This is a genomic window from Pseudomonas sp. SR18, from assembly GCF_023701505.1.
Lineage (GTDB): Bacteria > Pseudomonadota > Gammaproteobacteria > Pseudomonadales > Pseudomonadaceae > Aquipseudomonas > Aquipseudomonas cyclaminis.
Map to the genome: position 1 here is coordinate 790,163 of NZ_JAMQAU010000001.1, position 11,917 is coordinate 802,079.

The window sequence follows — 11,917 nt, forward strand, 5'->3', positions numbered from 1 at the left end:
GGGTAGCGGCGCTGGCAACCGAATCACAACGACTGCTCCTACAAAAAGCAGGCCTCCTTTCCGACTCTTTAAAAGCTGAAGTCCGATGTATTGGGTTAGGTATGTGCAGTTCAAATACACCGTCCAGATTCATCTGGACAGTCAGAATATTCCACCTTGAACTCGGAGCGTTATATGCCCATCGATTCCTCCACTTCCACACCAAGACTTCCGAGCTACACAGATGCCATGAGGGCGCAACCACGCTCAAGCGAATCGCTGCCGCCGCCGCAATACGAATTCCCTCCACCCTATACGCAAAAGTCCTCGTCGACTTCGAACGACCGGACGTCATCGGCGCCTGCAACTAATTTGACGGCCGCTCGGATCTCGAACTACCACACGACGAGCCAGACCAATCGGGGAATGAACTTTATGAGCGGTCTTTGATACTGCCGCTGAACGGGCCAACTCATTTTTAGCAGTGCCTATTTTTTAGCGCGCTCCAACATTACCAATCGGAGTTTTTATGCCTATAGATCGTATGTCTTCTTCTCGCGTGGGTGGTTATGGTCATTCCTTTGCGGAAAAGCACCAACGCACTCCAGAACAAGCACCACAGGGTGCATCGGCTTCTTCTAGCTCATGGAAAACAATCGAGACGCTTAAGAAGCTTCCCACAGACTTCCCTACGTCTAGCATCAAGCAAAGCTCCCTGGATAGGCCTATAGGCTTGTTACAAAGAAAACTAGAACTGGAAAGCAAGGGCGGCTCGACCAAAAATATCGATCAATCCTATAAAGATTCCATGAAGGACTTGTACAAGGAAACTTCGAACGCGCAGAGCAAGGCCCCCAACGAGACAGACAGGAACCGAGCGAGCAATTGGAGTGACATTGTATTAAAAAGCATAGTAGATGGTAAGCGGTAAACCAACGTCGACCAGTACTTGCGTCAACGTGTAAATGACTGCCCTTTAAACTACTGATACACGATGAGTTAGCGTTTCAAGAAACTCCGCCCCACCTGCGCCGGCAAGACAATACATCGATGATCTTACCGGCGCGGATCACGTCCTACAGGCCTTTCAACATAAGCGGCCTGGCATCCCGTCTTCGCATTTAAGGGCTATCGCGTACGCTTAAAAACAGGCGGATACCCCCGCCCTTAATTTAGGTGTTCGGTAAGCTCACCGCCAGCTGACACAGCGATGAACTTTCTTACGTCGGAAGACGGCAGAGTCCTCAATTCACTCAGAGCAATCCTTACGGCTGTTCCGGGAGAAATCGCTTTAATGGGGCGTTGATCCTCGCCCCCCTGTGATTCCCAGCACCAAGGATGAGTACTTACGCCTGCGGATGAGGCCTTTCAAAATAGGATTATCCCGATGCTTCTTGGAAAAAATTTGTATGCTTCCCAACCCTTGCAGCAGTCACACAGGCCGATAGGCGCCCAAGCCCTTGGCAACACCGACGCCCCACTGAACCCTCACCGGGTGCGTGATCTGACAGTTGTGGGCGTGGGCAGCAGCGTCGCCTACCTGATCAATGAATTAAACCAGCGGGTTTCCTCAGACGGCCGCACTAATCCCTTGCTGGGAAAAGTCAGCATCATCGGCCAGGAAGATCCCTGGTCGGCCAATGTTCGCGGTCTCGGCTACATCAACCATCAACATGAAATTATCGACCAATGGGGCTCAACGGTACCTGCTTACAATGCGGGTTATGCCGACCGGGGCGAATTTTCAGCAAGTAACCAGTTGCAACTGGAACGCGTGAAAGCGTTAGGCGCGGAACATGTGCCGGAGCAGATAACCGGTATAAGCCGCTTGAAAAATGGCCTCTACCGGATCAGCTTAGGCAACGGCCAGGCCATAGAAAGCCGCCAAGTGGTATTGGGCATGGGAGCGGGTCCGCATACAAGCCTGTTGAACACCGATTGCACGCAGACCCAGGCAGAAAAACGCTTGGGTAATATTCGTCTGCATAAGCAGGAGGCCTTGCAGGGCAAAGTCATGGACTTGGATGAGTTCATGCGGGCCACCGACCGCACCCCCGAAAAATTCGCAGGCAAACATGTGGTGGTGCACGGCCCCAACGCGGGCATTGATGCCGTGGAGCGTGCGAAAGAGCTGGGAGCAAAGGTCAATTGGCTGATCCGCAGTACCAAGCCGGTCCTACTGGATGGCCATCAACTGAAATTTGCGCCGCAAGTGGCCCAGGACAATCTGGTCTGCGTGGACGCGCTCGATATCCGTCCGAACCCGAGCCCTGATGGCGCGCCTTTACAATTGAGCTATAGCAAGCCCGGCAGCGACCCGCAGGCCCCTCATAGCGTTCTGGATGCCGACTACTACGTCTATGCCCTTGGCCAGGACATCGACAAGCCGGGAAGCAGCGGCGCCATACTCGGCGATCTGCGGCATCAGCTCGAACCCGTCTACGACTACGATCAAGTCTATGGCGACCAGCCTTTCAAGACTGTCCTGGGCCTGCAAACCCGGGGCAGCAACAGCAGCAGCGGCCTGTTGATTGTCGGTGCCGCCGTGGCGCAGTTGGCCGCCAATGTTCAGCACAGCTACCAGGATCATGCGGCTGATCGTATTTTACAGCAGCTGGAAAAACTACCAGGAGAGGCCGGTGAAGAGTTATCGCGCCTGATCATGCAAGGCGCAGAGAGTCCTGCCATCACGGCGCAGTTACAGGCCTGGCCGGCCCAGACCGCGCACGCGTCAGCCCTGCAGGTTTTAAGCAACCACGTGTCGGACTATCTGGCGGCCCGCGAGTATTTCCAGCAACAGAGCACGAAAAAAGGTGTTCGCGGCGTCGTTGGCGAAGTAGAGAACCAGGTCTCGAACCAAGTGCCTTCCGTGGTCGTTTCCCCTCAGTTGGGCACGGTGAAAGGCTCTACAGCCGCCCTATCAGGCCTGATTCCCGCTTACGTAGCCAACGGCGAAAACAATTACACCACCGACGACCGCACCATGCTGCGCGCAGGTATCGCAGACCGGTACCCCAACATCGACAATGCCAGAGCGGGCCGCTTCATTGATGAGGTCATCAATCTGCGCCATCTTGGCAGCGATGCATTCATCGCCAAGGCAAAGTCGGAAGGCACGACGCCGGTGCATACGCCAGTCGTCGGCATGCCTGCATCCGTCAGGAAAGGTTATGAAGCGTACCTGCAAGCCCTGGACGACGGCGCCGAAAACACCCCGCTCAGCCGCCAGTGGGCGCTCCAATAAGCCGGTTTTCTGGGGCAGCGGTTTGTATGTTGCCCCGCTAAACATCCAGCCCCTTAAGCTGATTTGCGCCGATACGGAAACACATCAATCACCTTCCCCTCCCGAATCGCCTCTTGCAGTCCCTTCCAATAGTCGGCGTTGTACAACTCACCATGCAGCTCATCAAACAACTTGCGCTGGCCGGCATCGGCAAACAGGAACGGCGGGAACTCCTCCGGGAACACATCCAGCGGGCCGATGGAGTACCAGGGCTCGGAGGCCATCTCATCTTCGGGCGTACGCGGCGCCGGGATATGCCGGAAGTTGGCTTCAGTGAGGTAGCAGATTTCATCGTAGTCGTAAAACACCACGCGACCATGACGGGTAACACCGAAGTTCTTCAGCAGCATGTCGCCGGGAAAGATATTCGCCGCCGCCAGTTGTTTGATCGCCAGTCCATAGTCTTCCAGGGCTTCGCGCACCTGGGCCGGGTTGGCGTTTTCCAGGTAGAGATTGAGCGGGGTCATGCGCCGTTCGGTCCAGCAGTGGCGAATGAGCACCGTGTCGCCTTCCACTTCGACCGTGCCGGCGGCCACTTCGAGTAACTCGGCCAGGCACTCGGGCTCGAACTTGCTCAAGGGGAAGCGGAAGTCGGCGAACTCCTGGGTATCGGCCATGCGCCCGACGCGGTCGACGCTTTTAACCAGGCGGTATTTCTCGATCACCGTGGCGCGGTTGACGTTTTTCGACGGCGAGAAGCGGTCCTTGATGATCTTGAACACGGTGTTGAAGCCCGGCAGGGTAAACACACTCATGACCATGCCGCGCACGCCGGGGGCCATGATGAACTGGTCGTCGGTGGTGGCCAGGTGATTGATCAGCGCACGGTAGAACTCCGACTTACCGTGCTTGTAGAAACCGATGGAGGTGTACAACTCGGCGATGTGCTTGCCCGGCAGGATGCGCTTGAGAAAACCGATGAATTCCGCCGGCACTGGCACGTCGACCATGAAGTAGGAACGGGTAAACGAAAAGATGATCGACACCTCGGCTTCGTCGGTGATCAGCGCATCGATCTGGATGCCTTGCCCTTCGCGGTGCAACAACGGGATCACCAGGGGCCATTGTTCGTCGCGGGTATAAAGGCGCCCTACCAGATAGGCGCCTTTGTTGCGGTAGAGCACCGAGGAAAACAGCTCGACCTTGAGGTCCGGGTCCTTGCAGACCCAGTCGGGCAGGCTTTCCCGCAGTTGCGCTTCGAGGCGCTGCAGGTCGGCGTTCAGGTCGGCATAGGGTTCGCTGAAACGGTAGTCGGCAAACATCTGCGCGAGCATCTCACCGATGTTGCCGGCGGGCAGGTAGGTGCGGGTCTGCGCGGCCCGCGCCTTGCGCAGGCTTGGCCGGGTGGTGTGGATAAACATGCAGCCGTCGCTGATCAGGTCGTGGCTGAACAGGCCGCAAAAGATCGAGTTGTACCAGGTCTCGGACAGCTCATCGTCGAAACGCAGGTCGATCAGGCTGATGTAGGCGCTTTTCACCAAAGGCCACAGGTCGATATCCAATAAGTCCACGTCATCGAAGCGGGTGTGCAGGCTTGCGATCACCTCAAACACCTTCTCTTCATAGAGGTTGATCCGCGCCGCCGAGGCGGCCTGGCCTTGCTGCCATTGGGCCTTCTCGAACCGCTCGCGGGCGCCATCGGTGATCTGGCGAAAGTGCTCACGGTAATCGTCGAAGCCGTCGAGGATCTTGCAGGCAATCGCGAGGGCGGGCGTGGGTTGCGACATGCGGGAAACCTCGAACGGGCATCGGGAAGCCCTGAGCTTAGCCAGTGTACGTAAGCAGGAGAAGGGTGAATTTTTGCGCGGCGTTGTACCCCTTCGCTGACTTTGTACATTTGTTTTCAATTTATTTAATTCGACCATACGGTCAATAAAAACACCGTGTTGTCGCCTTGCGTTCGCCCAATAGCCGCTAACGGCGGGGCTTGGCACCCGGCAGCAAAAATAGCAGACCCGATTCCATTACTGATTCCGCCCCAAGGATTGGATCCAACTAAGGGAAACCCCGATTACCACGGTAGTGGCACTTTGATATATAGCGCGCCCTCTCCCACCCTAACAAGGTCAAAAGACCGATCCGGGAGCAGGTTCTAATCGCACAAGGAGCATTGAGATGTCATTGAGGAACATGAGGATCGGTCTGCGTGCCAGTCTGAGTTTTGGGGTGTTGGCCAGCTTGCTGGTGATTGTCGGGCTGTTCTGCCTGGGGCAGATGGCCAAGCTGCGCGAAAGCGCGCTGGTCATCGAACGGTCATGGATGCCGAGCATCGAGAATATCCACGACAGCGCCGCCTTCGTGGCCAGCATCCGCCTGGAGGCCTTGCGCCTGGTGACCACCGATGAATCAAGGGTGCGCGACACGAGCAGAAACCTGATCACCCGCCAGCGCAGCGACCTGCAAACCCTGTTGGATCACCATGAAACCCTGCTGACCAACGACGAAGAGCGCGAGATGCTCAAGCAGGTGAAAACCGACGTGGCCGGCTACCTGGCGATCGTCAGCCAGATGGTTGATTTGATCGACAAGGATCAGCAGCAAGACGCCATTGACCTGCTCAACAACCGTCTCGCCCCTCAAGGCACGCTGCTCAGCCAGAGCCTGGAAAAGCTGATCGTCTTCAACCAGAACGGTGTCGAAGCCGCCGCCGATTCCGCTGCACAGATGTATTCGAGCGCGCAATGGGTGGTCGGCCTGATCATTGTGATTGCACTGATCGCCACCTTGCTGCTGGCCTGGCTGCTGACCCGCAGCATCACCGCGCCGCTCAGCCAGGCGCTGACCGTGGCGCGCACCATCGCCGCCGGCGACTTGAGCCAGCCGATCAAGGTGCAAGGCCATGACGAACCGGCCCAATTGCTTACCGCCCTGGCCACCATGCAGACACAGTTGCAGACCACCATCCGTGGCATCAGCGAGTCGGCGCAGCAATTGGCGTCGGCCGCCGAAGAAATGAGTTCGGTGATGGAACAAAGCACCCGTGGCCTGCAAGCGCAAAACGATGAAATCGAACAAGCCGCCACCGCGGTCACCGAAATGAGTGCGGCCGTGGACGAAGTGGCGGGCAATGCGGTGTCCAGCGCCGAAGCGTCCCAGGCCTCGGATGAAGACAGCAAGCACGGCCACTACCAGATCAGCGAAACCATCAGCTCGATCCAGAACCTGGTGGACGAAGTGCTCGGCGCCTCGAACAAGGCCGAAGGCCTGGCGGTGCAGGCCCAGGACATCAGCAAGGTGCTGGAAGTGATCCGTGGCATCGCCGGGCAAACCAACCTGCTGGCCCTCAACGCGGCGATTGAAGCCGCGCGTGCGGGTGAAGCCGGGCGCGGTTTTGCGGTGGTCGCCGATGAGGTGCGTTCCCTCGCGCAGCGCACCCAGGACTCCACCGAAGAAATCGAGCAAATGATCAGCGGTATCCAGCAAGGCACCCAAAATACCGTCGAAGCGCTGAACAGCAGCGCCGATCACGCCGGCCAGACCCTGCAACGGGCCAACAGCGCGGGCAACGCCCTGGAGAAAATCACCGCGGCCATTTCACAAATCAGCCAGCGCAACCTGGTAATCGCCAGCGCCGCCGAGCAGCAAGCGCTGGTTGCCCGTGAAGTGGACCGCAGCCTGGTGAATATCCGCGACCTGTCCACCCAGACCGCCGCCGGTGCGACCCAGACCTCGGCCGCCAGCCAGGAACTGTCGCGCCTGGCCGTGGACCTGAATGGGCTGGTGACGCGGTTTGTTCTGTAATCAGTCAAAGCGGCGTGCAACACTCGCCGCCTGATTGATTTAGGAATATTCCGTGAGACCTGTCGACACCCTTTACCTGCTGGGACTGGCTGCCATCTGGGGCGCGAGCTTTCTGTTCATGCGCATCATCGCGCCGGAAATCGGCCCCATCCCGACCGCATTTTTTCGCGTATCCATAGCCGCCGCCGGCTTACTCGTAATGCTGGCGGTGATGCGAGTGAAGTGGGACTTCCAGGGCAAATTCAAAACCGTCCTGCTACTGGGTGTGATCAACTCCGGCATCCCGGCCACCCTGTATTCAGTGGCCGCCCAAGTGCTGCCGGCCGGTTACTCGGCGATCTTCAACGCCACCACGCCGTTGATGGGCGTGTTGATCGGCGGGCTGTTCTTCAGCGAACGCCTGACCCCGTCGAAAATCGCCGGGGTCAGCCTGGGCCTGCTTGGCGTTGGTGTGCTGACCCGTGCGGGACCGGTGGCGTTTGACCTGGAATTGTTGATGGGCGCCGTGGCCTGCCTGCTGGCCACCACCTGCTATGGCTTTGCCGGTTTCCTCGCACGGCGCTGGCTGGACCAGCGGGGTGGGTTGGACAGTCGCCTGTCGGCCTTGGGCAGCATGCTCGGCGCGACGTTGCTCCTGTTGCCGTTGTTTGCCTACAGCGCGATCAGCCATCCGCCTGCGAGTTGGGGTGGGTGGCAGGTGTGGGTGTCGTTGCTGGGGTTGGGATTGGGGTGTACGGCGTTTGCGTACGTGTTGTATTTCCGCTTGCTTACCGCCATTGGGCCGGTGAGATCGATGACCACGACGTTCCTGATTCCGCCGTTTGGCGTGCTATGGGGCGCGCTGCTGTTGGATGAGCCGTTGTCCATGGCGCATGTGTATGGCGGGGTGCTCATCGCGGGGGCGTTGTGGCTGGTGCTGCGACCGGGGAAGCTGGCTAGGGCGAGCTAGGCAGGTTTCATGTGGGTGCTGGCCAGCTGATTGTTGCAAAAATAAGTTAAATAAACCTCCGTTCCGGCCGATACCCCCTGAAAGCCTTGCGGATTGAACAACCATGCGTAATAACCAACCCGTTACCCAGCGCGAACGCACCTTCCCCGCTCAGCAACGGTTGATCTCAACCACAGATGCCAAAGGCGTGATCACCTACTGCAACGACGCTTTCGTCGAGATCAGTGGGTTCACCCGTGAAGAACTGCTGCGCGCGCCGCACAACCTGGTGCGTCACCCGGATGTGCCGGCGGCGGTGTTCGGGCATATGTGGACCACGCTCAAACAAGGCTTGCCATGGATGGGCATCGTCAAGAACCGCTGCAAGACCGGCGATCATTACTGGGTTAACGCCTATGTGACGCCGGTCTTCGAAGGCAACCAGGTGGTCGGCTACGAATCGGTGCGCATCAAGCCCACCGCCGAGCAGATCCGCCGGGCCGAAGCGCTCTACCAACGCATCAACCAGGGCAAGTCGGCCGTTCCCCAGCGGGACAAGTGGCTACCGGTGTTGCAGGACTGGCTGCCGTTTATCCTGGTCAGCCAGTTGAGTTTCATGATCGGTGCGTCGCTCAATTCCCACTGGGGCTTTGCCCTGGCGGCAGGGTTGTCGGTGCCATTGGGCCTGCTGGGGCTGAGCTGGCAACAGCGCGGCCTCAAGCGCCTGCTGCGCTTGGCCGAGCAGACCACCTCCGACCCGTTGATCGCGCAGATGTACACCGACAGCCGTGGCGCACAGGCGCGGTTGGAGATGTCGATCCTCAGCCAGGAAGCACGTCTGAAGACCTGTCTTACGCGCTTGCAGGACACTGCCGAGCATCTGAACGACCAGGCGGCGCAGTCCAACACCCTGGCGCACAACAGCTCCAGCGGTCTGGAGCGCCAGCGTGTGGAAACCGAGCAGGTGGCCACGGCGGTCAACCAGATGGCGGCGACCACCCAGGAAGTCGCCAGCCATGTGCAGCGCACGGCTGATGCCACCCAGGAAGCCAATCGCCTGACCGGTCGCGGCCGCGACATCGCCGGGGAAACCCGCGAGGCGATTCAGCGCCTGTCGGTGGCTGTGGGTGAGACCGGCGTGACCGTCACCCAACTGGCCAAGGACAGTGACGAGATCGGCGGCGTTGTCGACGTGATCAAAGGCATTGCCGACCAGACTAACCTGTTGGCGTTGAACGCCGCCATCGAAGCGGCGCGTGCCGGCGAGATGGGCCGAGGGTTTGCCGTGGTGGCCGACGAAGTGCGCCAGCTGGCGCAGCGTACGGCCGAGTCGACCGGGCAGATTCATGCCCTGATCGCCAAGCTGCAACAAACCGCCGCCGCGGCCGTGCAAACCATGGACGCCGGGCATCGCCAGGCTGAAGAAGGTGTGGCGCGGGTGATGGAAGCGGATCAGGCGTTGGTGGGAATCAGCGAAGCGGTGGCGCACATCACTGACATGACGACGCAGATTGCAGCAGCGACTGAAGAGCAAAGCTCGGTGGCTGAAGAGATCAGCCGCAATATCAGCACGATTGCGTTGTTGGCGGACCAGACGTCGGAGCAGGCGCTGAATTCGGCGCAGTTGAGTGAAGAGCTCACGCATACGGCCAATACCCAGTATTCGCTGGTAGAGCGGTTTAACCGGTAGACCGCTATCGGGGGCAAGCCCCCTCCCACATTTTGACCACATTCCAACGTTGGAACTCGGTCGAATGTGGGAGGGGGCTTGCCCCCGATAAGGCCCTAACAGCCGCCGAGAAACCCGGCAACTTGCACCGCAGCAGACTCCAGATGCTGCTCATGACTGAACCCCGACGCCTTCAACGGCTTCAAGTCATGATCTCCCGCCACCAACCACATCACCTCGATGCTCGGTGACAGCACATACCCCTCCACCGCCGCCCGATTGCCCAACGCATCGCGCTCTCCCTGCACGATCAGCGTCGGCGTTTTCAGCCCCGCCAAATGTTCGACCCGTGGTTTTTCCGGCTTGCCCACGGCATAGAACGGATAGCCCAGGCACACCAGCCCTTCTGCGCCCAGTTCATCGGCCAACAAACTGGCCATGCGCCCGCCCATGGACTTGCCGCCAACGGCCAGTTTCCCAGCGACATGACGTCGCACCTCGGCATATACCTCGCGCCAGGCTTCCAGCAGTTTCGGTGCCGGGTTCGGCGGGCGTTTGCCGCCGTCCAACCGGCGTTGGGCCATGTAGGGAAACTCGAAGCGCAGCACGTTGACGCCATGCCCGGCAAGGCGTGCAGCCATGTCGTTCATGAAGGATGAGTCCATCGGCGCACCGGCGCCGTGGGCCAGGATCAGCGTCACCGGCGGGCGCGCGATAGACCCTTTCGCCCCATCCCACAACCAGCCGCGTTCCCGCACACACTGCGCCCATTGATCCCCGTCAATACTGGCCTTGTGCTCTTTGCCCATGCTTGCCTCGCTATTTAGTCTGCCTATAACTCCAGCCCAAGTGCCGCACTTGCTTGGGTTGAACCGTGGATGGGGAACCATGAACACTACTTTAAGTACCGCCTATAACTACAAGGTGGTCCGCCAATTCGCCATTATGACGGTGGTGTGGGGCATCGTCGGCATGGGGCTCGGGGTTTTTCTCGCCGCCCAATTGGTTTGGCCCGCGCTCAACTTCGATTTGCCCTGGACCAGCTTTGGCCGTTTGCGCCCACTGCACACCAACGCGGTGATCTTCGCCTTCGGCGGCTGCGCGCTGTTTGCCAGCTCGTTCTATTCGGTGCAACGCACCTGCCAGACTCAACTGTTCGCGCCGAAAATCGCCGCGTTCTGCTTCTGGGGCTGGCAACTGGTCATCCTGCTGGCCGCGATCACCTTGCCGCTGGGCTACACCAGTTCCAAGGAATACGCCGAGCTGGAATGGCCGATCGACATCCTGATCACCATTGTCTGGGTGGCCTACGCCATCGTGTTCTTCGGCACGGTGATGAAGCGCAACACCAAGCATATCTATGTCGGCAACTGGTTCTTCGGTGCGTTCATCATCACCGTGGCGATTCTGCATATCGTCAACAACCTGGAAATCCCGGTCAGCCTGACCAAGTCCTACAGCCTCTACGGCGGTGCGACGGATGCCATGGTGCAGTGGTGGTATGGGCACAACGCGGTAGGCTTTTTCCTCACCGCTGGCTTCTTGGGGATGATGTACTACTTTGTGCCCAAGCAGGCCGAACGTCCGGTGTATTCCTATCGCTTGTCCATCGTGCACTTCTGGGCGCTGATCACCCTGTACATCTGGGCCGGCCCGCACCACTTGCACTACACCGCGCTGCCGGACTGGGCACAGTCCCTGGGCATGGTGATGTCGCTGGTACTGCTGGCACCGAGCTGGGGCGGCATGATCAACGGCATGATGACCCTGTCGGGCGCCTGGCATAAGTTGCGCAGCGACCCGATCCTGCGTTTTCTCGTGGTCTCCCTGGCGTTCTACGGCATGTCGACCTTCGAAGGCCCGATGATGGCAATCAAGACCGTCAACGCCCTCTCCCACTACACCGACTGGACCATCGGCCACGTACATGCCGGCGCTCTCGGTTGGGTGGCGATGATTTCCATCGGCGCGCTGTACCACATGATCCCGAAAATCTTCGGTCGCGAGCAGATGTACAGCCTCGGCCTGATCAACGCGCACTTCTGGCTGGCCACCATCGGCACCGTGCTCTACATCGCCTCGATGTGGGTCAACGGCATTGCCCAGGGCCTGATGTGGCGGGCGATCAACGAAGACGGCACCTTGACCTACTCCTTCGTCGAAACCCTGGTGGCCAGTCACCCAGGCTTCATCGTGCGGCTGGTGGGCGGTGCGGTGTTCCTCAGCGGCATGTTCCTGATGGCTTACAACACCTGGCGCACCGTGCGTTCGCCGCAGCCAGTCGAAGCCACTACCACTGCGCAGTTGGCCTGAGGAG

General features: G+C 59.3%; 8 protein-coding genes and 1 pseudogene. 7 read left to right on the forward strand and 2 right to left on the reverse strand.

What is annotated here, in order from left to right; genetic code table 11:
* Positions 1–508 precede the first annotated feature (508 nt).
* Positions 509–910: a hypothetical protein gene (locus tag NDJ82_RS03695; RefSeq protein ID WP_143522407.1), complete on the forward strand. Its 402-nt coding sequence runs from the start codon at positions 509–511 to the stop codon at positions 908–910.
* Positions 911–1,366: 456 nt separating this feature from the next.
* Positions 1,367–3,223, forward strand: a complete 1,857-nt coding sequence (locus NDJ82_RS03700; RefSeq protein WP_250924949.1) for an NAD(P)/FAD-dependent oxidoreductase — start codon at positions 1,367–1,369, stop codon at positions 3,221–3,223.
* A gap of 53 nt (positions 3,224–3,276) precedes the next feature.
* Here NDJ82_RS03700 and aceK read toward each other — a convergent pair whose 3' ends face one another.
* On the reverse strand, positions 3,277–4,989 hold the full coding sequence (gene aceK / locus NDJ82_RS03705; RefSeq protein ID WP_250924950.1) for a bifunctional isocitrate dehydrogenase kinase/phosphatase: 1,713 nt from the start codon (positions 4,987–4,989) through the stop codon (positions 3,277–3,279).
* A 403-nt stretch (positions 4,990–5,392) separates the two neighbouring features.
* On the opposite strand from aceK, the pseudogene NDJ82_RS27580 reads away from it, so the two are divergent.
* From NDJ82_RS27580 to NDJ82_RS03720, 4 genes and pseudogenes are all read left to right on the forward strand, one after another.
* Positions 5,393–6,145, forward strand: a pseudogene (locus NDJ82_RS27580) (MCP four helix bundle domain-containing protein); the annotation flags it as partial.
* A gap of 81 nt (positions 6,146–6,226) precedes the next feature.
* A complete protein-coding gene (locus tag NDJ82_RS27585) occupies positions 6,227–7,003 on the forward strand; it encodes a methyl-accepting chemotaxis protein (RefSeq protein WP_371926531.1) in 777 nt (258 codons plus the stop codon).
* A 52-nt stretch (positions 7,004–7,055) separates the two neighbouring features.
* On the forward strand, positions 7,056–7,952 hold the full coding sequence (locus NDJ82_RS03715; protein WP_250924952.1) for a DMT family transporter: 897 nt from the start codon (positions 7,056–7,058) through the stop codon (positions 7,950–7,952).
* A gap of 103 nt (positions 7,953–8,055) precedes the next feature.
* Positions 8,056–9,621 (forward strand): methyl-accepting chemotaxis protein, encoded by a 1,566-nt coding sequence (locus tag NDJ82_RS03720; protein ID WP_112196426.1) that lies wholly within the window; start codon positions 8,056–8,058, stop codon positions 9,619–9,621.
* Positions 9,622–9,716: 95 nt separating this feature from the next.
* Here the strand turns inward: NDJ82_RS03720 and NDJ82_RS03725 are convergent, their stop codons facing one another.
* Positions 9,717–10,409: an alpha/beta family hydrolase gene (locus tag NDJ82_RS03725; protein ID WP_250924953.1), complete on the reverse strand. Its 693-nt coding sequence runs from the start codon at positions 10,407–10,409 to the stop codon at positions 9,717–9,719.
* 79 nt (positions 10,410–10,488) lie between these two features.
* Here NDJ82_RS03725 and ccoN point away from each other — a divergent pair, with 79 nt between their 5' ends.
* Positions 10,489–11,913 (forward strand): cytochrome-c oxidase, cbb3-type subunit I, encoded by a 1,425-nt coding sequence (gene ccoN, locus NDJ82_RS03730; RefSeq protein ID WP_099582656.1) that lies wholly within the window; start codon positions 10,489–10,491, stop codon positions 11,911–11,913.
* The last annotated feature ends 4 nt before the right edge of the window (positions 11,914–11,917 follow it).

Coding starts and splice junctions, on each gene's coding strand:
- aceK (WP_250924950.1), bottom strand. CDS start 4,989: ATGTCGCAACCCACGCCCGCCCTCGCGATTGCCTGCAAGATCCTCGAC.
- NDJ82_RS03695 (WP_143522407.1), top strand. CDS start 509: ATGCCTATAGATCGTATGTCTTCTTCTCGCGTGGGTGGTTATGGTCAT.
- NDJ82_RS03700 (WP_250924949.1), top strand. CDS start 1,367: ATGCTTCTTGGAAAAAATTTGTATGCTTCCCAACCCTTGCAGCAGTCA.
- NDJ82_RS27585 (WP_371926531.1), top strand. CDS start 6,227: ATGGAACAAAGCACCCGTGGCCTGCAAGCGCAAAACGATGAAATCGAA.
- NDJ82_RS03720 (WP_112196426.1), top strand. CDS start 8,056: ATGCGTAATAACCAACCCGTTACCCAGCGCGAACGCACCTTCCCCGCT.
- NDJ82_RS03725 (WP_250924953.1), bottom strand. CDS start 10,409: ATGGGCAAAGAGCACAAGGCCAGTATTGACGGGGATCAATGGGCGCAG.
- ccoN (WP_099582656.1), top strand. CDS start 10,489: ATGAACACTACTTTAAGTACCGCCTATAACTACAAGGTGGTCCGCCAA.